The following is a 24,662-nucleotide window of genomic DNA, read 5'->3' on the forward strand; positions in this document are numbered from 1 at the left end:
TACCCAAGCAACCTAAAAAGGCGAGTTTCAGCGCACATAGCCAACAGCGACACAGGCCACATTTATGGCGTATTCATTGCGTATTAATGACTAAATCACGGCAGCTAATTAGGCTGAAATAATGTCACTAAAGCCTATTCGAATGGTGTGAATTGCCCTGCTTAAAATAAGTGATTTGAGATAAATTATTAACAATAAGTCGTTGAGGGATGGTCAAGGAAACTTAGGGATTACACACTCAATTTGATTAACGTAAAGCCCAAATGGATTTAAATCAACCACTGTGATTTGATGCATAACACGTTAACTAAAAGGGAAAAGCCCACATTAGCTCAATAAAAAAGCCGCAAGATTATTGCGGCTTTAGATTAGGAGATTATCTAAACACTTAAGGCGAATTACCGATCTGAATTTCTTCAGACTCCTTCGCTTTACCTTGCTCAATAGCAATTTCAACCCTGCGGTTACGGGCACGATTTTCCGGAGAATCGTTAGGCACAATCGGATTGTTAGACGCCATACCAACCACTTTCATTCGATTAGAATCAAAGCCGCTGACCTGTACTAACTCATGGGCCACTGCCACGGCACGTTTGCTGGATAAATCCCAATTAGAACTATAGAGCTCATCGCTTATTTGCATATCATCCGTATAACCTGACACTGTGATGACACCTGGCACATCTTTTAACAATTCGCCGACTGAGCGCACCACAGGTTTAAATCGAGGCTGCAGGAAGCCTGAGCCAGAAGCAAATGACCCCTTCTCACGTATACGAATAATAATCTGCTGACCTAATGACTCAATTTCAATCGCTCCATCGGTGATCTCTTTATTGAGCTCCTGCGCCATCTTCTTCACTTGCTGATTGATCTTTTCTTGCGCCGCTGCCGCTTCCGCTTTAACCGCATCGGCAACTTCTTGCGCCGTTGCAGTGGCTTCGCCCCCCCGCTGAGAACCATTTTGCTGCTGCACGCCGCCCGCACTATCGTCTTCACCCGCTTGGAAATCCAATACAGGTTCAGTCATTTCATTCGTTTGCTGGTTAATGATTTCAATCGGAGTCGGATCGGGGCGTCCTGGTCTAAATTCTAAGGCAATGACAGAAGTCCCTTTCGGGATATCTTTAACTTCCACCTTATTTTGCACACCAAAGGCATACTTCATTGAGCCCGCGATCTGCTTAAACTTCATCACGTCCATTTCAGAAAATGACAATAACAATACGAAGAAACACATCAACAGCGACATCAAGTCGGCAAATGTTGCCAACCAGAGCGGTGCTCCGGGCGGTGGACAATTGCACTTAGCCATGGGCTACTCTCCGTCCGTTGTATCGATTTTACGATTTTTTTCAGCGAGATAATTTTTCAAAAAGCCTTCAATCACCCGCGGGTTTTGTCCGTCTTGAATCGCCAATACCGCATCCATAATAAGGTTACGATTGAGCATTTCCTCCCCCATCCTAAGCGTTAGCTTATCCGCGATAGGAAGACAAACCATGTTAGCAACCATAGCGCCGTATAATGTGGTTAACAACGCAACCGCCATCGAAGGACCAATAGATTTAGGATCCGCCATATTTGATAACATGGCCACGAGACCAACGAGTGTACCTATCATCCCCATCGCTGGGCCGACATCGCCAAAGGCTCTAAATATGCCAATCCCCGTCCGATGACGTTCTTCCGTTAGAGCGATATCCTTCTCTAGGGCTGCACGCACCACTTCACCATCGTGACCGTCGACCAACATATCAACAGCCTTTTGCATAAAAGTATTGGTAATTTGCGCTTCTTCTAATGCCAAAAAACCCCCTTTACGGGCGGCATCCGCCATAGTCACGGACTGCTCAATCAAATCTTCTGGTTTATCAATCTTAAATACAAAGGCTTTCAAAGCAATTTTAACGGCACTAAAAAACTGTTTAAGAGTGAACTTCATCATTACCACGAAGAAGGACCCACCGAACACAATCAGGATCGAGGGCACATCAACGAAAATCATCAAGCCGCCACTGGTCACCATAGCGCCGAGAATAAAACCAAAGGCTCCCACAATTCCGATTATTGTTGCTAAATCCACAACGGCTCCTCAATTTTCGTAATAAACGACATAATACTTACTCTGGGTAAGCAAGAACACTCAGTTATTCTACCGAATAAGATAATCCCACCGACACACATACGAGCCTTGTTTATCCAGTTAAAAATTACCATACAAATGATGATACTATTGTCAGTTATCGGACACACACTAAGCAAGTTTAGCGACAATTTATATTTTCTGGAAAAATTTCAGTAACAAAGCGTGCTATTGAGCAAATATCTTTAGTCTGAATTTGACCCTTACGCCGCCCTGATATACCTTGTGTCCGCTAAATCAAAGGAAACCTGAACGTGGCGAAGAAACCCGAAAATCTTAGTTTTGAAGAATCCCTTGGCGAACTTGAACGCATCGTTGCCGATCTAGAACAAGGCGATATCTCCCTCGATGACGCGTTAAAACAATTTGAGCGTGGCATCAATCTCGTTCGAAATAGCCAAGCAAAACTCGAACAAGCCCAACAAAAAGTGGCCATTTTACTGAAACAAGACGAAAATGCGCCCCTATCCCCCTATGCCGTTGAGGGCGAATAAGCGTGTTAGTCAGTACCATTCAAGAATATCAACAACGAGTTGATGATCAATTAAAACAGCGTTTTAGTACGCTTGAAGATACAGCTCCCCAATTAAAAGCCGCTATGACTTACGGTGCCTTATTGGGAGGGAAGCGCATTCGACCGTTCCTCGTATACAGTGTGGGACGCATGTTTGGGGTCGAACTTGAAAAGTTAGATGCTTGCGCCGCAGCTATTGAATGTATCCATGCTTATTCATTAATCCACGACGATTTACCCGCCATGGACGATGACGAGCTCCGCCGTGGCCAGCCGACAGTGCATATCGCCTTTGATGAGGCGACGGCCATTTTAGCGGGGGATGCTCTGCAAACCTTAGCCTTTGAAATTGTCACCGAAGCCGTAGCAGGGATAAGCAGCGAACAACATATTGCTATGGTAAGAGTATTAGCCAAAGCCTCAGGTTATCGTGGTATGTGTGGAGGCCAAGCGATAGACTTAGCCTCGACCGATAAACATATTGATCTTAACGCGTTAACTCAGCTACATAATATGAAAACCGGCGCCCTTATCAGCTGCGCCGTTGAGTTAGCGTTAATCGCCGCAAACGCGCCAAAAGATCAGTATGCTGCTATGATGGATTTTGCCCGTGCGGTAGGGCTCGCCTTCCAAGTACAAGACGATATCCTTGACATCGTAGCCACCACCGAAGAGCTAGGTAAACCGCAAGGCTCTGATACTGAATCGAATAAGAGTACGTTTCCACAACTACTTGGACTACAAGGTGCACAAGACACCGCCAAACAACTGATCCAAGAGGCACTATCAGCGCTGGCTAAATTGCCATACAATAGCCAGTTAATTGCAGACTTCGCCCGCTATATCATTGAGCGAAGAATATAATAAGAGTCGAAGTATCTCGCTATGAGTTTGGACATTTCTCAGTTTCCCGTGTTGGCGCAGGCCAACACCCCCAATGAGCTCCGCCAGCTTCCTCAGGCACTTTTACCACAAGTAGCCGATGAACTGCGCGAGTTCCTTCTTAAGTCTGTTGGCATGTCCAGCGGACATTTTGCCTCAGGGCTCGGCACAGTAGAACTCACTGTGGCACTGCACTATGTCTACAATACCCCCTTTGATCGACTGATCTGGGACGTAGGCCATCAAGCCTATCCCCATAAAATTCTCACGGGTCGACGTGACAAGATGCACACCATTCGGCAAAAAGATGGCTTACATCCTTTCCCATGGCGTGAAGAAAGTGAATACGACACTTTCAGTGTTGGCCATTCTGGCACGTCGATTAGCGCCGCGCTGGCGATGGCGATAGCTGCAGAAAAAGAACAAGCAGGTCGTAAAGTTGTAGCTGTGATCGGCGATGGCGCTATGACTGGCGGCATGGTGTTTGAAGCCATGAACCACGCGGGCGACTTGCACAATGACATGCTCGTGGTACTGAACGACAACGAAATGTCGATTTCAGAAAATGTCGGCGCCCTCAACAATCATTTAGCACAACTGATGTCAGGCCGTTTCTACACCACACTGCGAGAAGGCGGCAAAAAAGTGTTGAAAGGTATGCCTGTCATCAAAGAAATGGCCAAGCGCACTGAGGAACACCTCAAAGGTATGGTCGTTCCTGGCACTCTATTTGAAGAGTTAGGTTTCAACTACATAGGTCCTATCGATGGCCATGATGTAGACGCTCTGGTCGAGACCATGCGCAATATGCGTAATCTGAAAGGTCCACAGGTGCTGCACATCATGACCAAAAAAGGTCGTGGTTATGAACCTGCTGAAAAAGATCCTATCGGTTGGCATGCTGTGCCTAAGTTTGACCCATCACTCTTTAAAAAGCCGGCCACCAAACCCGGTTTACCGACCTTTTCTCAAGTCTTCGGTAAATGGTTGTGCGACATTGCCGAACAAGATGAGAAAGTGTTAGCGATTACTCCTGCGATGCGTGAGGGTTCTGGCATGGTGGAGTTTTCCCAGCGCTTCCCGAAACAATATTTTGATGCGGCGATTGCCGAGCAGCATGCAGTGACTTTAGCCGCTGGTTTTGCCTGTGAAGGCTTTAAGCCTGTGGTGGCGATTTACTCGACCTTCCTGCAACGCGCCTACGATCAACTTATTCATGATGTGGCGCTACAGCAATTACCGGTATTGTTCGCTATCGATCGCGGCGGTATTGTCGGTGCCGATGGTCCAACTCACCAAGGTGCATTCGATTTAAGCTTTATGCGTTGCATCCCCAACATGGTGATCATGGCGCCGTCCGATGAAAATGAATGTCGTCAAATGCTCTACACTGGCTATTGCTATGATGCGGGTCCAAGTGCAGTGCGTTATCCAAGGGGCAGTGCCACGGGAGCGATGCAAGTCGAAGCGATGACGGCATTACCTATTGGTAAAGGCGTGATCAAACGTGTGGGCAAGCGCATTGCCATTCTCAACTTTGGCACCTTGTTAGCCTCGGCGTTAACCGCTGCCGAAAGCTTAGATGCGACGGTTGTCGATATGCGCTTTGTGAAACCACTTGATGTTGATCTGGTAAAAGAAATGGCACTAACCCATGAAGTGTTCGTCACTGTGGAGGAAAATGCCATTATAGGCGGTGCGGGTGCCGGAGTGCTTGAACAGCTTCAAAAGCTAAAAATGCCTAAAGCCGTACTCCAAATTGGTTTGCCAGACGAGTTCATTAAACATGGCTCGCCAGAGGAAGTCATCCACGATTTGCAACTGGATGCCGAAGGCATACTGGCGCAAATCAATGCTTATCTAGCGCAATAGGCTGAACTTGCTTATCTCGTTAAGACGCTAAATGTTATCAATAAAAAATTCCGCCCATAAAAAAAGGACTGCAATTGCAGTCCTTTTTTGTTGCTGTCTGTTATAACAGCGGCTGATCCAATAAAGCTTAAGCTTCGATATCTATCGTCGCAGTTTCTTGGTTTGGGCCACCCTGTGACACCATCACCATCGCAGGGCGCAGCAAGCGACTGTTCAGCTCATAACCCTTTTGCATCACCAACATCACAGTGTTCGCAGGGAACTCGGCGCTTGGCTGCATGCCAATCGCTTGATGTTGATCAGGGTTAAATGACTGACCTTGTGGATCAATTTGCTTAACACCAAATTTAGCCACCGCAGTGAGTAAGCTTTTTTGAGTTAACTCAACACCTTGATAAATCGCTTTAGTCGCTTCATCTTCTGGGTTTGTACCCATTAGCGCGCGCTCCATGTTATCAAGCACAGGCAAAAGTTCATTGGCGAACTTTTCCAAGGCAAACTTGTTCGCCTTTTCCACATCCATTGCCGCACGACGACGAATGTTATCGACCTCGGCTGCGGCGCGGATGACTGAATCCTTCTGCTCTTCAACTTTCGCCAAAGCTTCAGCGAGTAACTGTTCCAGCTCTTCAATACGGAAATTGGCCTGGGTAAGCTCATCGATCAGACTTGCTTCTGCGGTAGATACTTCAGACTCTACACCCTCTTGGATCAGATCCTGTTCTGCTTTAATCGATTCGTTGCTCATTTTCACTCCAGCTAAAAATGCTTTGTTTCTGAAATACTCTGGGCATATTATGGGGATCAATTTTGACGTTTCAAGGCCTAAGGCCAGATCTAGCATAAATATGACCACAAAGTTTCATACTATCGGCCTTATCGGCAAACCTCACCACCAAGGGACCAACCAAACCTTAAAGCGTCTGCATTATTGGCTGACAATGCAGGGCTTTGAAGTCTTAGTGGAAGAGCGTGTTGCTACCGAATTAGGACCCAATATCATAGCGGTCGATTTACTAGAAATTGGCGCGCGTTGCGACTTAGCCATAGTCGTCGGTGGTGACGGTAACATGCTCGGCGCGGCAAGGGTATTAGCCCGCTTCGATTTAGGCGTGATTGGGGTTAACCGCGGCAATTTAGGCTTTTTAACCGATCTGCCGCCCGATGCCTTCGAAGAGGCGCTCGCCAAGGTACTCGATGGAGAGTTCGATACCGAGCATAGATTCTTACTCGAAGCCGAAGTCTATCGCCACGGTATGCTCAAGGCGAGCAACACCGCCGTCAACGAAGCCGTACTCCATCCGGGTAAAATTGCCCACATGATTGAGTTTGAGGTCTATATTGACGATCAGTTCATGTACAGCCAACGTGCCGACGGCATGATAGTGTCAACGCCTACCGGTTCAACGGCCTACGCCCTCTCCGCTGGCGGCGCTATTCTGACGCCTAATTTACAGGCCCTAATCTTAGTACCTATGTTCCCGCACACTTTGTCGTGCCGCCCGATTGTTGTCGATGCGTGCAGCACCATAAAAATGGTTGTGTCACCTGAAAATGGCGAAAACCTCGAAGTCAGCTGTGATGGCCACGTGCATTTAGCCGTGTTACCCGGCGATGAAATCATAGTGCGCCGCAGCTCTGAACGTTTACGGCTTATTCATCCTAAAGGACACAACTATTTCCACGTGCTGCGGACCAAATTAGGCTGGGGCAGCAAGTTGTTTTAAGTCTGTATCTTTGGGCTAAATCACCAATAAAAGAGACATATCACGTCTCTTTTTTATTTTGTAAATTTAACCTAGAAGGTTGCGATTAAAGCCTTATCTTTTCCCCTGCACAGTCTTTGGTGAACTTTTTAGCACTTCTCACAAACGACTAATATTCGCATTAATGGCGTTTAAGCATTAATGACACTAACCAGTTTGATAAAAGTTCAAACAGTATTTTTTAGTTTTGTTACTTAAAATTTCGGCTTCAATTTCACCCTGTTCTCTCAATTTCCCCTCTTAACCCATTAGAAGCGGTCACTTTTTATTTCAACTTTTCTGTTGTTCTCTCAATATACTTGAATATTTTGGCTGGCTGTTCGCTCAAATAAACTGAAATTAAATTAAACAATGGTTATAAAATTTCATATTAAAGTAAAATTCATTAAGTGATATCCATCACAATAAAATCCCACCATTCTAAAAGGTGCTCTAGATCACTATAAAAAACCATTCCAAAATGGACATATTAGGCAAATATTACAATAGCTTGATAAAAATAGAAGTAAATGAGTTAATCCAGCCACAACAATCTATGCGACCTTAATCACACCTTAAAAATGACTGAAAAAACCAATAACAGACTATTAATGAAATAAATGGATCAGTTAATTGCAATAATGACGATGAATATGAGTGATAGCTCTACTTTTAATAACCAGAAAAACAACAAATTTAATTTAATATAACCAAAGTAGATATACACCCAACAGTCTAAGTGATCATTGTCACATATAAGAAAATCCCCCGAGAGAAGCACCCCGCAGCACTGTAAATTAGCATTTCATATAACAGCCAAGATGATCTAGATCATATTAGTCAAGCTCACAATAGCGTCTAGTACACAACACAGAATGTCGAGACCGTAAGTACTTGCAGTATTAACTGCTGATTTATTGGTCTGGGAAGTCGACATGAAGGCAGATGAAAAATCCTAATATCAATAATAAGACAGACCACTTTATGAAGAGGCAAGCATGACAATACTTCAACTCCTCGCTAGCTTGACGCCAGTGCTCAGTGTAATGCTATTTCTAGTGTTACTCAGAATGCCTGCATCTAAGGCTATGCCTATCTCCATGATAATCACAGCGCTCGCCGCCGTGTTTATTTGGCAAATGGATACCACATTACTGGCGGCATCGGTCCTCGAAGGACTGCTCTCAGCCATCACACCGTTAACTATCATTTTTGGTGCCGTATTCCTACTCAATACCCTGAAATACTCAGGTGCCATGGACACTATCCGTGCTGGGTTTACTAACATCAGTGCCGATGCCCGTGTACAAGTCATCATCATCTGTTGGTTATTCGGTGCCTTTATTGAAGGTAGTGCTGGTTTTGGTACTCCCGCAGCCATTGGCGCACCACTACTGGTATTGCTTGGTGTACCACCCGTTGCCGCAGCTGTCGTGGCTTTAATTGCTGACTCGGCCTGTGTATCCTTCGGTGCGATTGGTCTACCCGTACTTTTTGGGATGGAACAGGGTCTGATCCAAGGTGGCGTGAGCATGGCGGCGGAGCAATTTGCTGCCCATGGCGGTAACTATGCTGGTTATGCTCGATATATCGTCATGCATATGATCACTATCGATTTAATCACAGGTTCATTAATTCCTCTCGTAATGGTGACCATGCTGACAGGATTCTTTGGTCGCAATAAATCCTTTAAGGAAGGCTTAGCAATTTGGAAATTTGCGATTTTCTCAGGTCTTGCCTTTACCGTCCCCGCATGGATCATCAACTACCTTGCAGGCCCAGAATTCCCTTCGGTTATCGGTTCACTGATCGGTATGGCCTTAGTGATCCCCGTTGCGCGTAAAGGCTACTTACTGCCTAAAACGCCATGGAATGATTTCGCAGAGAATGACAGTCAAGAAAGCGGAAAAGTCGAAACAACGGCTAAGTTTTCCCAAATTGCCGCTTGGACACCTTACATCATCATGGCTGCGCTTTTGGTACTGTCGCGTACAGTGGCACCGTTAAAAGCATGGTTATCAAGCTTTAACATCAGCTGGACAGGCCTAATGGGCACTGAGCTTAAAGCCAGCTTCGCAACCTTATATGCACCAGGTGCCTTCTTTGTTGCCGTGTGTATTCTAGGTTTCTTCCTGTTCAAAATGAAAAGCCCTGCGATTCAGCAAACGGTCGGTGTTTCATGTAAGTCCATGTTGCCAACCATTATTTCATTAGGCGCATCAGTGCCTATGGTGAAAATCTTCTTAAACTCAGGCGCGAATGGTGCAGGTCTTGCCTCAATGCCTGTCGCTTTAGCGGATATGTTGGCAGGTTCCATGGGCGCAGTGTGGGCTTGGATGGCGCCTATCGTGGGGATTTTTGGTGCCTTCTTATCGGGTTCAGCCACCTTCTCAAACATGATGTTCTCCAGCCTTCAATACAGCGTGGCCGACAATATTGGCATGAACCACACACTGGTATTGGCACTACAAGGTATCGGTGCAAACGCCGGTAACATGATGTGCGTAATGAACGTGGTTGCCGCTGCAACAGTAGTGGGTATGGCAGGTAGAGAATCAGAAATTATCCGTAAAACAATGCCTGTTGCCATTGGTTATGCCTTACTGGCGGGCACAATAGCTACCCTGTGGGGTGGATTCTAAGCCGTTTTATTTTATTGAATGCCCGAAGTCACTCCCAGTGACTTCGGCTTTAATCTATTAATAAAGAGAGTGATGCTATGTCGATTAACTATAAACTGGTCATCGATGATCTAAGAACGCAATTAGGTGATCATCCCGTGACGGATGATCCCGTTCGCCGTTTTGCCTGGTCCACCGATGCAAGCTACTTCAGGATAGTCCCAGAAGTGGTTGTCCATGCAGAAACCCTAGAACAGGTAAAGCTCACATTAGCCGTTGCCCGTAAGCATGATGCACCCGTCACGTTTAGGGCCGCTGGAACCAGTTTATCTGGCCAAGCTATCGGTGAAGGTATTTTGTTGATCCTTGGCCATGATGGTTTTAGAAAGATTGAAGTCAGTAGCGATGCCAAACAAATCACCTTAGGTGCGGCTGTCATTGGTTCCGACGCTAACGCCGTACTCGCGCCGCTTAACCGCAAAATTGGTCCCGATCCCGCCACCATAGGCTCCGCCAAAATTGGTGGTATTGTGGCAAACAATGCTTCGGGAATGTGCTGTGGTACTGCGCAAAACAGTTACCAAACTATCGCTTCCGCGAAACTTCTTTTTGCAGATGGTACTGAACTCGATACAGGCTGTGAAAAATCAAAAGCTGCCTTTGTTAAATCCCATGGAAAAATACTGGATGCGCTGACAGAACTGTCGCACATGACTCGCCATAACACAGTGTTAGCGGACAGAATTCGTAAAAAGTATTCCATTAAAAATACCACCGGCTACGGCATCAATTCGTTACTCGATTTTACCGACCCATTTGACATCATCAACCACTTAATGGTGGGGATGGAAGGCACCTTAGCCTTTATTAATGAAGTCACTTATCACACAGTGAATGAGGCTAAATTTAAAGCCTCAGCTATGGCCGTATTCCATAATATGGAAGATGCCGCACGAGCCATACCACTGATAAACGGTGAAAGCGTTTCTGCTGCTGAACTCCTTGATTGGCCATCAATCAAAGCAGTAACGGGCAAGCCTGGCATGCCAGATTGGTTATCAGAATTACCGGCCCTATCCGCTATTCTACTGATAGAATCCCGTGCTGATGACGACAAAACCTTAGAAAATTATACTCAAGATGTCACCGCGAAACTCGCCGGCTTTGACTTTATCCGCCCAATGGAATTTAGTACTAATCCAGCGGTTTATGACAAATACTGGGCAATGCGCAAAGGCTTGTTCCCGATTGTAGGTGGTGAGCGTCCAAAGGGAACCTCAGTTATCATCGAAGACGTAGCCTTTGAACTAGAGCACCTTGCTGCTGCGGCGCACGATATCACTGAGCTTTTCCATAAACATGGTTACCCTGAAGGCTGTATTTATGGCCATGCTCTTGCGGGGAACTTCCACTTTATCATTACCCCCACCTTCTCGACTCAAGCCGATATCGATCGTTTCCATGCCTTTATGGATGATATTGCCGACATGGTGATTAACAAGTACGACGGTTCAATGAAAGCCGAGCATGGTACTGGCCGTGCTGTCGCGCCGTTCGTCGAAAAAGAATGGGGACAAGATGCTTACACTTTGATGAAGAGCATCAAACAAGTATTTGATCCACAAGGCATTCTAAACCCAGGCGTTATTCTTAACGACGATAGCAATGTCCACGTTAAAAACATCAAGCCCTGCCCTGTGGTCGATGATTTTGTTGATAAATGTATCGAATGTGGTTTCTGTGAAAAAACCTGCCCAACATCGGCACTCAACTTCTCACCTCGTCAGCGTATTGCGACTCTGCGTGAAATCGAACGTTTAGAACAATCCGGTGATAAAGCCGCCGCAGCAGAAATGCGCGCCGCCGCTAAATACGATGTAGTTGATACCTGTGCCGCCTGCCAGCTTTGTACTATTGCTTGCCCAGTGGATAACAGCATGGGCCAACTGGTGCGTAAACTGCGCACGCCGTACATCAGCACTACTGAACAAAAAGTCTTAGATTTCCAAGCCAAACACTTTGGCGCAGTTAACCAGGTTATCAGTTCAGGTTTTGACATGCTTGGCGTGATCCACAAGATCACTGGCGATAACATTACCAGTGCCCTAATGAAAACCGGCCGTTTGATTTCAAAAGAAGTGCCTTATTGGAACCCCGATTTCCCGAAAGGCGGCAAATTGCCAAAACCATCTCCCGCTAAAGTTGGCCAAGAAACAGTGGTTTACTTCCCAGCCTGTGGCGGCAGAACCTTTGGTCCGACGCCAAAAGATCCCGATAACCGCACTTTGCCAGAGGTGGTCGTCACGCTGCTGGAACGTGCTGGCTATAACGTCATCACGCCAGAAAAAACCCGCGATTTATGTTGCGGCCAGATGTGGGAATCTAAGGGCGACTTTAAAAACGCCGATGCCAAACGCCAAGAACTTATCGATGCCGTGAGCAAGATGACCAATGGTGGCAAGCTGCCAGTGATCGTCGATGCCCTGTCTTGCACCTACCGCACTTTGTCAGGTAATCCAAAAGTACAAATTATCGACTTAGTTGAGTTTATGCACGACAAGCTACTGACTAAGCTCAACATCAGCAAAAAAGTCAATGTGGCACTGCACTTAGGTTGTAGCGCACGCAAGATGAAACTTGAACCTAAGATGCAAGCAATCGCCGATGCCTGCTCTGCACAAGTGCTCAAACCTGCGGGAATTGACTGCTGCGGTTACGCGGGTGAAAAAGGCTTGTATAAGCCTGAAATCAACGCCAGCGCACTGCGTAATATCAAAAAGCTCATTCCTGTCGAGATTAAGGAAGGCTATTACGCCAACCGTATGTGCGAAGTCGGTTTGACCCAACACAGCGGCATTTCCTACCGCCACTTAGCTTATCTGCTCGAAGAGTGCAGCCGCTAATCTGGTATGACAGTAGTAAACAACGGGGCTATTTTTAGCCCCGTTTGTTTATATAAGCGAACTATTCTCATTTATTTGTCATTAAGTATTTTTTGAGAATTTAAAACCTGAATAAATACATTTTAAAATCAATATAATCATCAAGTTAAAATATTCTCATTTTTGAAAAAATCTACAAGCTCATTTACTAAATTAGGGCTACTTATTCCGCTAAGATAGGCCTATATTTGATCAACTACCTTAGCATTAGTGTGGATATTGGGTCACACTGCAAGGCAATGTCGTTCACTAACAAGAAAGAGAAAACACAATGAAAATCGCCCTTTTCATCCCGTGTCTAGTCAATCAAATGATGCCAGAGGTCGCGATTGCCACCTTGGAATTATTAGAGAAACTCGGGCACCAAGTGATTCTACCCGCGGGTCAAACATGCTGTGGCCAGCCGATGACAAACTCGGGTTGCTTCGATGCAGCACGCAGTACCACTCTTAAATTGCTCAACGCCTTTAAAGGAGTGGAATGCGACGCTATTGTTTGCCCTGCCGCCTCTTGTTTAGTGGCCGCCAAAGAAAACTTCCACGAGTTTGATAGCAGCCCAGAAGCACAAGCTGTGATCAACAAACTCTATGAACTCACAGAGTTTTTGCACGATATCGCGCCGATTCCCGCCTTTACCAAGCCCTTCGCGCACAAGGTAAGCCTGCAACTAAGTTGCCATGGCATTCGCATGTTAAGCCTTGCCACCCCAAGTGAGCAAATGGGACCAAGATTCAACAAAGTCGAAGCTGTATTGGCCAATATTGCCGGCATAGACATAGTGTATCCAGACCGCCGTGACGAATGCTGCGGCTTTGGTGGCACCTTCGCCGTCGATGAAGGCGCAGTGTCGGCCAAGATGGGCAAAGACAAGGCCCACGCCCACGCCGCAACGGGTGCTGAGTATGTGGTGGGTTTTGATCCCTCATGCCTGCTGCACCTCGATGGCATGATCCGCAGACAGCAATTGCCGATTGAAATTCGCCACATAGCGCAAGTGCTAAACGCCGCGCTCTAGGAGACTCACCATGGCTTACAATCATAATCACGGAGCTAATGGCTCCCAAGTCCATGCCCATAAAGCCGATATTTTTTGCCGCGACGAAACCCGTGTCGACTGGCATTCAAAAGCGCTATGGATGCTCAGAGAAAAACGCGACCGCGCCGCGGGTTGCATCCCAGAATGGGAACAACTGCGCCAGCTTGGCTCAGAAATTAAGCTCCACACGCTAACCCATCTTGCTCAATATCTTGAAACCTTTGAACAAAACTGTATCGCCAACGGCATACAAGTCCATTGGGCGAAAGATGGCGCAGAGCACAATCGTATCGTGCATGACATTTTATCCCGCCATAAAGTCAAAAAGTTGGTGAAGTCTAAGTCTATGCTGACCGAGGAATGTCACCTCAATCCGTACTTAGAACAACGTGGCATTGAGGTCATAGATACCGACTTAGGTGAGCGGATTATTCAGCTCGCCAAAATGCCACCATCACACATAGTCGTGCCCGCTATCCATATGAAAAAGGAAGAAGTCGGCGAACTCTTCCATGAGAAACTCGGCACTAAAGCAGGGGCAGCCGATCCCTTGTATTTAACCCGTGCCGCCCGTGCCCACTTGCGTGAACAGTTCCTTAGCGCCGATGCCGCGATGACAGGCGTGAACATGGCGATTGCCGATAAAGGCGCCGTGGTGGTCTGCACGAACGAAGGCAACGCCGACATGGGTGCTAACCTGCCTAAGTTGCAGTTGCATTCAATGGGCATCGACAAAGTGGTGCCCGATATCGATAGCGCAGCCGTCTTGCTACGCACACTAGCGCGCAACGCCACTGGCCAACCTGTCACGACTTATAGCGCCTTTTACCGTGGCCCACAGCCCGAAGGTGAGATGCACATTATTATCGTCGACAATGGCCGCACTGAGATGCTCAAGGATAAAATCCTCGCAGAATCATTGAAGTGTATTCGTTGTGGTGGTTGCCTCAATACCTGTCCTGTGTATCGTCGCTCCGGCGGTTACAGCTACAACTACACCATCCCTGGCCCAATTGGTATCGCAGTGGGCGCTAAGATTGATGACACTAACTCGATTGCCTGGGCCTGTACCTTGTGTGGCAGCTGTACCTATATCTGCCCAACTAAGGTGCCGCTCGATAAGATTATTTTCCACCACAGACGCCTTAAGGCTGAAGCCGGAAAACTCCCCTATGGCAAAAACAGTTACATGCCATTAGTGGGTAAATTTATGGCAAGCGAAACCATGCTGAACTGCTCTATGAGTATGGCGAGAACTGCGCTGCGCATTCTACCGGGTAGTCTGTTAAAACCCTTTAGCGGTGCATGGGGTAAATACCGTGAACTGCCCGTCGCCCCGAACTCCAGCTTCGAAGCTTGGTTTAAGAAACACAGGAGCCTATAAGATGTCTAGTAAACTTGAAATTCTCAATGCGCTCAAACTGTCGGCCTTAACAAATCATCCTATGCCAAGCATAGATGTGACGCCAAGGGTCGAAAATCTCGTCGGCCAGTTCGAGACCAACCTCAATACTGTCGCGGGTACGCTGCATAAAGATGGTGGCTTAGTCGCCCTGCAAGCCAAAGTCGATGAACATATCGCCCAAGGGTTACAGGTCATCTCCCTTGTAGAGGGTGTCACGGCAAACCGTGAAATGCCACCCACTGCCCACGAGCTCAAAAACATAGATTATGCAGTGATCCCAGGTGACATTGGCGTTGCCGAAAACGGTGCCATTTGGGTGAACAATAAGAATCTAGGCCACAGAGTCACGCCTTTTATCTGTGAAAACCTGATCTTAGCCCTGCCAGCGAATAAGATTGTGCCGACCCTACATCAGGCAGCTAAAGAAATCACGTTAGCCTCAGGTGAGTTCGGGGTGTTTATCGCGGGTCCATCAAAAACCGCCGATATCGAACAAGCCCTCGTCGTCGGTGCCCACGGCGCCTGCAGCTTGAACGTGTATTTGCTCTAATGCCTCGAGATTTAATGTAACCGAGAAAATTCAAGGGTTACAGGACAATCGAACACGAAAGCCGCCTTCATTAGCGGCTTTCTTATTGAGACTTCGCTGAATGATATTTGAGTTGTAGGCTGATAAACCACTAACACAGCTTACCAATTAACGTTTATTGACGAGCAGTTTACAGGCTTGCCATGGCATTCACTCGCCGACTCGGTGAATAGAAACCTAGGGCCTCTAAGCTTATGAACGAGAGCCATGGTCGTTCTCATGCATCCCTGCATTGCACGACATTCAGGCGTCCTGCCTATCAGATAGCGAACTGGTAGTTAAACACGGATGTTGTTCAAGTCAATCCGCGGATGCAGGGTCGCCCCGTCCAGCTCTTTGATGAACGGCGCCATCTCTGACATTTATCTGCATACGTTAGTGAACACTTAAATATCAATCCAATATTAAGATGTTGATTTAAAATGTGATATTGCTACGACCTATGGCAATCGCTAGTGATAAGTAGGGGATCTTTATCAAGTCGCTTTAACCACGTGCGATAGCGCACATACTGAGGATACCTTAGTAGTATCCTCGACTCGGTTGGCTGTATTCTCGACTATGTCTATTAGGCATTTATAGTAAAGGTGAGTAAATGAACGAGGTATTACTACAAATAAAGGCGCTCACCAATGGTGATCCTTTGTTGACGGCTGTCATTGTTGGAGTATTAACATTAACGTTAATTGGACTCGTAGGCTATATGCTAAAAGATGTCCCCGCGAAGCTGTTAAGTTGGCTCAGTAGTCTGCTGTTTGTGCGGCTCACTATAGACGATAGTCATCAGGCGCGCACAGAGGTATTCAATAAACTGTCCTTTTTGATCAGTAATACTACTATTCCGTTTTTTTCACGCTCTATCTCTGAGGCTGTGTACTATGACTATAGTGTGAGTTACGACGGGCGTGTCAGTGTTAAGTCTATCGGCTACGGTATGCACCTGTTTAAATACGGTGGTTGTTTCATGTTGGCTACCCGATCTAAGGTCGATAGTACGATGGCATACGATACTATTACTGTAAGTGCACCATGGTGGGCAAAAGATAAACTATATCGTTTTTTAGAAGATACTCGTGGAGACATCTCTACCGAGCCGAAAGTGAATATTTTCGAAGAAACCGAATGGTGTCGCTATGGCACATTGAAATCATCGGGTTTTAGTGAATTAGTGCTAGATGAAGGGTTTAAGCAGAAGTTGATGGGAGAAGTTGATAACTTCGCAAGTAGAGGGAAATCGGTTGTAAGTAAGCTAACCATACTGTTACATGGAAAAACGGGTACGGGTAAGACGGGTATAGCGAGAGCCTTAGCTGTTGAGTATCATCGCGATCTATACATATTGAATCTATCGACTGTAAATGATGCCACTATTCATAAGGCGATTAGAAAGGTACCACCCGGAGCTATGTTGTTAATAGAGGACTGTGACTGTGTAAAGGCTACGGTATCACGTACTGCTGAAAGCAATGTAGATAACCCACCACTCACTTTAGGTGGCGTTCTAAACGCGTTAGACGGAATCATTCCTCTTGATGACTGCCTTGTAATCATGACCACAAATCATCCTGATAATCTTGACCCAGCGTTGATACGTAAAGGTCGTGTAGATGTCAGTATTGAAGTACCACTTATCAGTGCAAAACAAGTTAATGAAGACTACTTTGAGCGTTTTGGCGCAGTTCTTAATAGAACTGAGCCATTGTTAGGTTGTGAAGTCTATGAACTCCATCGCAGAGCGAACTTAAGATATGGTGTGTGTTGTAAGCCAGTGTAGATGCTCTGGATTCAACAAACCATGAGGTCATGATAGCCATGAATAACAATAAACTGATCGTCTTCAATTAGTGGTAACTGGCCGAGTTGCTGTAATCTGATTTTTAATTCAGCAAGCAGAAATACATTGTCATCCGCCAAACCGGCGGGAAAAACGGTTTTCGCAATTCTAATCGCGTTAATGGATTTATAGCGAATACACCTTTGCACAAAAAGACAATCAGTAGCCATGATCTCGGATAACACTTGATTTGAGGCTTCATAATCGAGAGGAAAGTCCTCTTCACCGACCAACTGTAGTTGCAAATACACAGGACGAGAAGCTAACAGCGTCATACATTCGCGCCATTTAGTATTATTCATCATAGAACTCATAATGTTAAATTGCTTTTTTACTCCTGATGATTAGCAAGTTACCTTTGGTGTTTAACAGCCCGTATAGGGATTAAAAATGGTAGCGAATAAAGTAAGCCGCTTAAAGTAATGGGCTAGACGTAAACTCGTTTAGTACATCTTCAGAGGTTGACTCATATTCAACCACCAGTTTATGGGGTGTAAGCCGATACACTCTCACCTCAATATTCCCTCGCACAGCATAAATTAAAGCGCCGCCATAGGTTGTTTCAGGCCCAAGATCTCCTGCTGGAACTTGCTCGGCGGCGCCAATATACAGGCACCCTGACAATATTGTTAAGTTTGCAGAGAGATAATTCGAATTGAGCCCAGCCTCACCTAGCTTACGGAAAATTTCAACCTCATAACAGCCATCGGCGCCAAGTCCTACGAATAGCACATGACCTTGATTGATTTCCAAAATTTCGTCACTCGGCACAGACCACCAATCAGCCGTATCTTCACAGCGATGAGTTAATGCCGCGGGATCAAATATCGCCATTGTGGCGGTATCTGTGTCAAACCGAGTTGTTGTATAGGGTTTACTCATCATCCTTGCCCACTAACAGAAATGATTCTGACTACCTGTTTTATCCTTGATAACTCCAAACCTAAAATAGAAAAATCGCCATAATTTTAGGCCGTTACTACCACTTAATTACAACAATCCTTTACATAAAGGCCTTAGTGAACGCTTCCTTCGACTGGCGAATGTAGTTACGGGCGCTTTTGGCGTGCTGCTCCCACACGGCGCGATCGCTAGGATCGGTAAAGGGGTTTTGCTCGGCGGCAATTGAGCGCTCAAATTTGTCGTAGAAGGTCAGCATGGCCGAAGTGATCTGATTAAAACGTTCCTTGAACTCTTGAAATTCATCAATCTTCTCAGTGGTTTTAATCATGTACTGCACTAACTCTGCATTGCTGTTCGAAGCCAATAGCGCCTCAGCTTTAGCACTGATATTGGCACTCGCCTCGGCAATCACCAGCGCGCGTGCCTGCTCGTCTTTACTCATCACTCGGCTGTAATTTTCAGGTGTGCGGGCAATACTGGCATGCTGTAAGTAACTGCGCAGATGCTTGTCGAGATCCTTACGGAAATTATCTAAGTTCTTCTGCATACTGACTAAATCATTGTCGAGTGCAGTGACTTGTTGCAGTTCTTTTTCGATTTCAGACATAAACCGTTCGGCCTGCTGATAAATTTTCAGGCCATTTTCTTCAGCAAACTTTTTATCACTACGGCTTAAGTCACTGTTGTCATAATTAGAACGATCAAAAGTCGCAGCTAAGAATGACTTAAAGGGTTCGGCAAAGGCAGAATACGCACCGGCACTGACCACGTTTAAGGTGGCAGTAGCCAAGTCACCAAAGGGTTTCACCATAGAGCCTAAACGCGCCTGTTGGAGAGGCGATGCCACACGTTTAGCGTCAGTTAAAACCGACCTAAAGGTGTTATATCCCATAGGGTTAGACATTTTATTGCGCTCAGACGTCGCCAACACAAAGGTGATACTTGAATAAATAGCATTCGAATACTCGAGGTATTGTCTTTGGCTCTCGAGCTGGGCGGCATAATTTTTACCTAAAGTACGAAATGACTCAGACTGCACTTCGTAATTCTTGTCAGCTTTCAGCTTATCTAAAATCCCGCCGATAATTTTCTGCTCATTTTTTTGCAGGGCCATATCAAGGCGAATTTTACCTAAGCTCAAATCGTCCAAACTGATAGGGCCATTAATGGCCTCAATATCAAGACGGATATATTGGCGACTCGGATCATCAATAGACACTCGGTGTGCTAAATATTCGTTAGCCCCAGGGGTGATATCGATTAAAGCAACATGCTGCCACTGGGCATCGAGCTTTAATACCGGAGAGGTCAATACATTGATTCGATATTGGGTTTGAGTATTCTGGGTTTTGACCCAAAACTCTAATAGACCCGCTTCAGAAATAGGGTACTTACTGACGATACTGCTATTGCCTTCGACGCAAAGCAGCGCACTTTCACCTGTGTGAGGTTCAGCGCCTTCAAATTGACAACCCATGATCCACGACCAAGGTTGAGATAAACGATTGCCTTCGAAGTCGCTGGCAAACACTAACTCATTCTCTTTGGCACTGGCATTAACTGTCGTTAACACGCCAAGCAACAGCATAGAAATGACTGCAGTGGTGCGCATAAGGGCCTCATAAAACATAAATTACTAAAATCAACGAGCGAGTCATTCGGCTCAATACCCAGTCATATCAACAATCAATCGACCCAAAAGCCTAAGCGAACTCAGTCTGTTAATTGAGGGCTATAGCCTCGGCTCAACAGCACGCTTGGATAAGTCATTTTTGATTGCAGATTAAACCAGCGAAATGTACCAGAGGCCATCATCCCACGCTAGCCCTAAGTCATGTTTAACGACGAAAGATATGTAGGCAATTACAATCGGGGCCATTAATCACCCCAATTGTAAAATTTACGTAAAACTAAACACTTATGCCCCGGCTACAGGTTACTTGCCTCGCCCCTTGTCTTGTCAATAAATCAGGCGAAACCAATACAAACCAAAGCAAGGATTAATGCAGACGTGCCTCGACTCGCTTCATGGCGTAAAACATCCATATCGTCAAGATAGTGCTACAGGTCGCGAGCGACACCCACACACCAATCACGCCGAACGCCCATGCAAAGCAGTAGATGATCGCAGCGATAAGAATAAGCTTAGCGCCCGTCAGCATAGAAGCTTGTTTCGAACAATTAATCGCTTGGAAGAAACTCGCACCAACTAAGATTAAGCCTTCCATAGGCAAGCCCCAAAAATACCAGCGCATACCTTCAATCGCCACTGGTGTTAAATTCGGATTATCACCGGCAAACAAATACACTAACCATTCAGGGCGAGAATAAATCAGCGCTAAACCTAAGGCTGCGGTGAGTAACGTCATACCAAAGGCAATATTGCGCGCTTGTTTTACCCTGTCAAAGCGCCCAGCTCCCGCGTTAAAGCTATAAATGGGTTGAGTACCAAGCGCAATGCCCTCAAAAATCAGATAGAAAAACGCTTCTGTGTAACTCACCACACCATAGGCCGCCACATGTAATGGACCGCCAACCCACAAAAAAGCCGTATTATGCAGGGTTAACACTATCGACAAATACAGATTCATCAAAAAGCTGGGGAAACCAACGCGGGCTATATTAAGGCAATTATCGAGCTTGAGCTTCATCTGCTCAAAAGTGATTTTAAGCTGAGTGCGCGGACTGAAAAAATGCTGTAAACACAAAAGCCCCGTTACCGCCTGCGACAACATAGTCGCAATCGCTGCACCTGCTAAACCAAAGGGGAAAACCACAATAAACAGCCAGTCTAAGAAAGTGTTTAATACACCACCCAAAATCAGCACCCAAGTCACCATGGATGGCCTGCCATCATTACGCAGCAGTGTGGTGAAGGTCATTGAAATTATGGGGAAATGACACAGTGCAAAATACCAGAATAAGTATTCGTTAGCATTTTCGAGCATCTCCCCTTGCGCCCCAAGGGCAACCAAAATATCTCGCGAGAATATCCCACCAACAAGGGCAAAAAAGCATCCCGTTAATAAACATAACGTAAAGGCATTACCCAGTAGTTTACGGGCCTTGACTACATTACCTTGGCCAAGATTGATTGACACTAATGCCGCGCTACCCATACCTATCATGGCGCCAATAGCGTATAAAATCGCGCCCACAGGGTAAGCTAGCATCATCCCCGCCAGCCCTGTTTCACCTAAATAGTGGCCAACAAAGATGCCATCAATTGTCACATATACGCCCGTGACCAACATAGAGGCTATGGTGGGTATGGTATAGCGCCAAAAAAGCTTCGCAATCGGCTCCTCGAGCAAGCTCATATCCGCAGGAGCATGATTAGATGTTGTTGCTGTCATTAGCGTTTCTCACAAAAAGGGGGGCTAGAGTCGTATCTATCTAGAAAAATGATCGGGTGAACAAAAATGCGACAATGGATTGTACCTAAAAATAGCGAGAACTCAAAGCATGTTCATTATGAATAATTAACAATAAAGATTAATAATCACAATGACTTAAGCAGAAACAGTCCAATTTCAGCCAAATGACAAACTCAGTACAGTTCAATAACAGATGTGGGTTAATTCATCATTTTCTGCTACTTTTTTGGTGTTTAAGGCCGAATTAGGTAAAGTATCCGTTCAAGCAAGCCCATTAACGTATTTAAGCAAGATGAAATCATTAACTTCATAAATTTAAGCTTTTGATAATTAATGGGTTAAATAGAAATAAATTCAATAACAATAATAAGGGAAGGACATGAGTCAGAATAGTCCAAATGCAGGCAACGATCTGCGAGAAGTCAAACAGCTCGGCATGTGGGCCTCCATTACTAGCTTAGGTTATGTGTTTTGGTTAGTTGGCGGTATGGAGTTAGTCGAGCGTATCGCCTACTACGGTGTTAAAGCCAGTGCAGGACTTTACGCTAAAGCGCCAGAGTCTGCGGGCGGCCTTGGGATCAGCCTAAGTGACTACGGCATTATTATTTCCCTCTGGGCGATCATGCAAACCTTTGTGCCCGTGTTCACCGGTGGCATGTCTGACCGAGTGGGCTACAAAGAAACCATCTTCGGCTCCACCATCATTAAAATCTTTGGCTATCTCGTCATGGCATTCTTCCCCAGCTTTTGGGGCTTCCTTGTCGGTGCATTACTCCTTGCCATAGGCACAGGGATATTTAAACCGGGCATTCAAGGCACCTTAGTGCTGTCCACTAATCGCAATAACACTTCAATGGCTTGGGGCATTTTTTACCAAGTTGTAAACATTGGCGGTTTCCTCGGACCCTTAGTTGCCGTGCATATGCGCCAATTGTCGTGGGACAATGTATTTTTCGCCTGCGCCGCGATTATCTCACTCAACTTCTTATTCTTACTCACCTATACCGAGCCAGGTAAAGCCGAGCGACTGGAACGCAATAAGCAAATAAAATCAGGTGAAGTCGAACAAGAATCCCTGTGGCGTGATGCTTGGCGCGAGTTGAAAAAGCCGATTGTAATCTACTATATGCTCGTTTTTTCAGGATTTTGGTTCTTGTTCAATGCCTTATTCGATGTGCTGCCTATCCATATTTCCGAATGGGTCGATACCAGCGTAATCGTCACCTCCCTCTTTGGCAGCGAAGGCACCAGTAACGGCATTCTGCAATTTTGGCTTGGCCTCAATAACGAAGGCACTAAGGTGATGCCCGAAGGCATGCTCAACCTTAATGCGGGCCTGATTATGACCTGCTGTTTTATCGTCGCGGCGCTGACGGCTAAATACCGTATTACTACCGCTATGTTTATTGGTTGTTTGCTGAGTATTTTAGCTTTTGTGTTTATCGGTGCTTTCCATGCGGCATGGTTTATCGTATTCGCGATAGCCATGTTCTCAATTGGCGAAATGATGATTAGCCCGAAGAAAAACGAGTTTATGGGTAATATTGCTCCCGAAGGCAAAAAAGCCATGTACTTGGGATTTGTGATGTTGCCCCAAGGGATCGGCTGGGGATTAGAAGGCTACTTTGGCCCTAAACTCTACGAGATTTATGCATCAAAGGAATTGTTTTCGCGGGATTTATTGCTAGAGCGCGGTATGAACAGCACTGAGGTCAGCGCCATTCCTCAAGGTGAAGCCTTTACTACCTTGGTGAGTTACACAGGTGAAAACGCACACGATCTCACCCAATTGCTGTACCACAGCCATAACATTGGCATGGCGTGGTACATCATCGCCGCCATAGGGACTATCTCAGCGGTAGGAATTTACATCTATGGCAAGTGGTTGCTCACACTACAAAGAGCCCAGCAAGCCGCCTAAGTGAAACTCGCTGACCTCATTCAGGGCAAGGACGACAAAGACAAGATAAGGGCTAGATGATGGCAAGGTGAGGAGCGATCCTCATCTTGCCTCATCAGTATCAGAAAGGACGCGTCAGCAGTTCAGGCGTAAAATGTTCGGGCGAAAGCAATAGGCCTAAGCTCTCGATTTGTGCATTCAAACGATTGAGATCATGAGTCAGTGCCGGTAAGGTCAGCGTATTATCATCGAGTGCATACACTTGTCTTAAACTGGTGTAATAAAACAGCAATATAATCAAAGCATTCACGTCATTTTGCGCCGCAGCGGCTTTAATCTTTATCAACTTGCGATAGATACGATTATGGAGTTGCTTTAATTGCCACACATAATAAATTTCGCTGAAGAAGGATTTATCCTTCAAGTTGTAAATCACTGCGCTACACAGACCCAGGCTGAAAATCACGCCTAAGAGATTCAAATGGAAATTACCTGTAGGCTCACCTGGCACAGGCGTCGCCCCAAACAGCGCAATGAGTCCAGTACCAAAAATCAGCGATAACACGACTAAGCTAACAACTAGAATCACAATGAATAAATTCATATTTTTACGATACAAGGTTTTATCTATTTCCTGCAGCTTCATAACATCCCGCTCAAATAAACCGCCCAGCATTGGCGTATAAATCAATCAATGGCAGAGCATACCCCAATCCCCTTTATTCGGCCTTAACTGATTTAAACGCATAACAAAAATACATTTCACATTCTCACTTACAAACGATACAAATTGAAACTTTTAGGCGTAACTAAGCAGGCTGAGGGATAGGATGATGTATCGATTGAAGATCAACGGCTTAATGCCCTTACGATTAATCTTCCATTTATTTCAAAAC

Annotated in this window: 19 protein-coding genes; 11 read left to right on the plus strand and 8 right to left on the minus strand. The window is 45.8% G+C overall.

What is annotated here, in order from left to right; all coding sequences use genetic code 11:
* Positions 1-388: 388 nt before the first annotated feature.
* Positions 389-1,315 (minus strand): flagellar motor protein MotB, encoded by a 927-nt coding sequence (locus AAA952_RS01325; protein ID WP_338253717.1) that lies wholly within the window; start codon positions 1,313-1,315, stop codon positions 389-391.
* Between the two features lie 3 nt (positions 1,316-1,318).
* Positions 1,319-2,086, minus strand: a complete 768-nt coding sequence (pomA, locus tag AAA952_RS01330) for a flagellar motor protein PomA (protein ID WP_263196241.1) — start codon at positions 2,084-2,086, stop codon at positions 1,319-1,321.
* Between the two features lie 314 nt (positions 2,087-2,400).
* On the opposite strand from pomA, the gene xseB reads away from it, so the two are divergent.
* From xseB to dxs, 3 genes are read left to right on the plus strand one after another with little or no spacing between them, the layout of a single operon-like run.
* The gene (gene xseB / locus AAA952_RS01335) at positions 2,401-2,640 is read left to right on the plus strand and encodes an exodeoxyribonuclease VII small subunit (RefSeq protein WP_006080884.1); all 240 of its coding nucleotides are present in this window, start codon (positions 2,401-2,403) and stop codon (positions 2,638-2,640) included.
* Positions 2,641-2,642: 2 nt separating this feature from the next.
* A complete protein-coding gene (gene ispA / locus AAA952_RS01340) occupies positions 2,643-3,524 on the plus strand; it encodes a (2E,6E)-farnesyl diphosphate synthase (protein ID WP_212600336.1) in 882 nt (293 codons plus the stop codon).
* Positions 3,525-3,545: 21 nt separating this feature from the next.
* The gene (gene dxs, locus AAA952_RS01345) at positions 3,546-5,414 is read left to right on the plus strand and encodes a 1-deoxy-D-xylulose-5-phosphate synthase (protein WP_338253723.1); all 1,869 of its coding nucleotides are present in this window, start codon (positions 3,546-3,548) and stop codon (positions 5,412-5,414) included.
* A gap of 127 nt (positions 5,415-5,541) precedes the next feature.
* On the opposite strand, the gene grpE is transcribed toward dxs, so the two are convergent.
* Positions 5,542-6,162: a nucleotide exchange factor GrpE gene (gene grpE, locus AAA952_RS01350; protein WP_113941025.1), complete on the minus strand. Its 621-nt coding sequence runs from the start codon at positions 6,160-6,162 to the stop codon at positions 5,542-5,544.
* A 100-nt stretch (positions 6,163-6,262) separates the two neighbouring features.
* Here grpE and nadK point away from each other — a divergent pair, with 100 nt between their 5' ends.
* The 7 genes from nadK to AAA952_RS01385 all read left to right on the plus strand — a co-directional run bounded on the left by nadK (position 6,263) and on the right by AAA952_RS01385 (position 17,526).
* Complete coding sequence (gene nadK / locus AAA952_RS01355; RefSeq protein ID WP_081729057.1) at positions 6,263-7,141, plus strand: NAD(+) kinase; 879 nt, start codon at positions 6,263-6,265, stop codon at positions 7,139-7,141.
* A 1,016-nt stretch (positions 7,142-8,157) separates the two neighbouring features.
* Positions 8,158-9,801, plus strand: a complete 1,644-nt coding sequence (locus AAA952_RS01360; RefSeq protein ID WP_049821741.1) for an L-lactate permease — start codon at positions 8,158-8,160, stop codon at positions 9,799-9,801.
* 77 nt (positions 9,802-9,878) lie between these two features.
* Positions 9,879-12,683: an FAD-binding and (Fe-S)-binding domain-containing protein gene (locus AAA952_RS01365; RefSeq protein WP_113941023.1), complete on the plus strand. Its 2,805-nt coding sequence runs from the start codon at positions 9,879-9,881 to the stop codon at positions 12,681-12,683.
* 310 nt (positions 12,684-12,993) lie between these two features.
* Positions 12,994-13,737 (plus strand): (Fe-S)-binding protein, encoded by a 744-nt coding sequence (locus AAA952_RS01370; RefSeq protein WP_338253729.1) that lies wholly within the window; start codon positions 12,994-12,996, stop codon positions 13,735-13,737.
* Between the two features lie 10 nt (positions 13,738-13,747).
* Positions 13,748-15,142, plus strand: coding sequence for a lactate utilization protein B (locus AAA952_RS01375; protein WP_287479840.1), 1,395 nt, complete (start codon positions 13,748-13,750; stop codon positions 15,140-15,142).
* A 1-nt stretch (position 15,143) separates the two neighbouring features.
* Positions 15,144-15,713, plus strand: a complete 570-nt coding sequence (locus AAA952_RS01380; RefSeq protein ID WP_263180905.1) for a LutC/YkgG family protein — start codon at positions 15,144-15,146, stop codon at positions 15,711-15,713.
* Positions 15,714-16,347: 634 nt separating this feature from the next.
* Positions 16,348-17,526: an AAA family ATPase gene (locus tag AAA952_RS01385; RefSeq protein ID WP_338253737.1), complete on the plus strand. Its 1,179-nt coding sequence runs from the start codon at positions 16,348-16,350 to the stop codon at positions 17,524-17,526.
* An 11-nt stretch (positions 17,527-17,537) separates the two neighbouring features.
* Here the strand turns inward: AAA952_RS01385 and AAA952_RS01390 are convergent, their stop codons facing one another.
* The 4 genes from AAA952_RS01390 to AAA952_RS01405 all read right to left on the minus strand — a co-directional run bounded on the left by AAA952_RS01390 (position 17,538) and on the right by AAA952_RS01405 (position 21,845).
* On the minus strand, positions 17,538-17,891 hold the full coding sequence (locus AAA952_RS01390; protein ID WP_242068336.1) for a hypothetical protein: 354 nt from the start codon (positions 17,889-17,891) through the stop codon (positions 17,538-17,540).
* A 109-nt stretch (positions 17,892-18,000) separates the two neighbouring features.
* A complete protein-coding gene (locus tag AAA952_RS01395; RefSeq protein WP_242068337.1) occupies positions 18,001-18,468 on the minus strand; it encodes a DUF6386 family protein in 468 nt (155 codons plus the stop codon).
* Positions 18,469-18,589: 121 nt separating this feature from the next.
* A complete protein-coding gene (gene bdpA / locus AAA952_RS01400; protein ID WP_113941018.1) occupies positions 18,590-20,101 on the minus strand; it encodes a BAR domain-like protein A BdpA in 1,512 nt (503 codons plus the stop codon).
* Between the two features lie 388 nt (positions 20,102-20,489).
* Positions 20,490-21,845, minus strand: a complete 1,356-nt coding sequence (locus tag AAA952_RS01405) for an MATE family efflux transporter (RefSeq protein ID WP_028760699.1) — start codon at positions 21,843-21,845, stop codon at positions 20,490-20,492.
* Between the two features lie 400 nt (positions 21,846-22,245).
* On the opposite strand from AAA952_RS01405, the gene AAA952_RS01410 reads away from it, so the two are divergent.
* Positions 22,246-23,787, plus strand: coding sequence for an MFS transporter (locus tag AAA952_RS01410; protein ID WP_028760700.1), 1,542 nt, complete (start codon positions 22,246-22,248; stop codon positions 23,785-23,787).
* Between the two features lie 100 nt (positions 23,788-23,887).
* Here the strand turns inward: AAA952_RS01410 and AAA952_RS01415 are convergent, their stop codons facing one another.
* Entirely contained in the window at positions 23,888-24,412 is a 525-nt protein-coding gene (locus AAA952_RS01415) for a DUF3087 domain-containing protein (RefSeq protein ID WP_338253745.1), read from the minus strand.
* Positions 24,413-24,662 lie beyond the last annotated feature (250 nt).

It is taken from the genome of Shewanella sp. M-Br, assembly GCF_036245925.1.
GTDB lineage: Bacteria > Pseudomonadota > Gammaproteobacteria > Enterobacterales > Shewanellaceae > Shewanella > Shewanella oncorhynchi.

Coding starts and splice junctions, on each gene's coding strand:
- AAA952_RS01405 (WP_028760699.1), bottom strand. CDS start 21,845: ATGACAGCAACAACATCTAATCATGCTCCTGCGGATATGAGCTTGCTC.
- AAA952_RS01390 (WP_242068336.1), bottom strand. CDS start 17,891: ATGATGAATAATACTAAATGGCGCGAATGTATGACGCTGTTAGCTTCT.
- AAA952_RS01360 (WP_049821741.1), top strand. CDS start 8,158: ATGACAATACTTCAACTCCTCGCTAGCTTGACGCCAGTGCTCAGTGTA.
- AAA952_RS01415 (WP_338253745.1), bottom strand. CDS start 24,412: ATGAAGCTGCAGGAAATAGATAAAACCTTGTATCGTAAAAATATGAAT.
- nadK (WP_081729057.1), top strand. CDS start 6,263: ATGACCACAAAGTTTCATACTATCGGCCTTATCGGCAAACCTCACCAC.
- bdpA (WP_113941018.1), bottom strand. CDS start 20,101: ATGCGCACCACTGCAGTCATTTCTATGCTGTTGCTTGGCGTGTTAACG.
- grpE (WP_113941025.1), bottom strand. CDS start 6,162: ATGAGCAACGAATCGATTAAAGCAGAACAGGATCTGATCCAAGAGGGT.
- AAA952_RS01325 (WP_338253717.1), bottom strand. CDS start 1,315: ATGGCTAAGTGCAATTGTCCACCGCCCGGAGCACCGCTCTGGTTGGCA.
- AAA952_RS01385 (WP_338253737.1), top strand. CDS start 16,348: ATGAACGAGGTATTACTACAAATAAAGGCGCTCACCAATGGTGATCCT.
- AAA952_RS01370 (WP_338253729.1), top strand. CDS start 12,994: ATGAAAATCGCCCTTTTCATCCCGTGTCTAGTCAATCAAATGATGCCA.
- AAA952_RS01380 (WP_263180905.1), top strand. CDS start 15,144: ATGTCTAGTAAACTTGAAATTCTCAATGCGCTCAAACTGTCGGCCTTA.
- AAA952_RS01365 (WP_113941023.1), top strand. CDS start 9,879: ATGTCGATTAACTATAAACTGGTCATCGATGATCTAAGAACGCAATTA.
- dxs (WP_338253723.1), top strand. CDS start 3,546: ATGAGTTTGGACATTTCTCAGTTTCCCGTGTTGGCGCAGGCCAACACC.
- AAA952_RS01375 (WP_287479840.1), top strand. CDS start 13,748: ATGGCTTACAATCATAATCACGGAGCTAATGGCTCCCAAGTCCATGCC.
- AAA952_RS01395 (WP_242068337.1), bottom strand. CDS start 18,468: ATGAGTAAACCCTATACAACAACTCGGTTTGACACAGATACCGCCACA.
- AAA952_RS01410 (WP_028760700.1), top strand. CDS start 22,246: ATGAGTCAGAATAGTCCAAATGCAGGCAACGATCTGCGAGAAGTCAAA.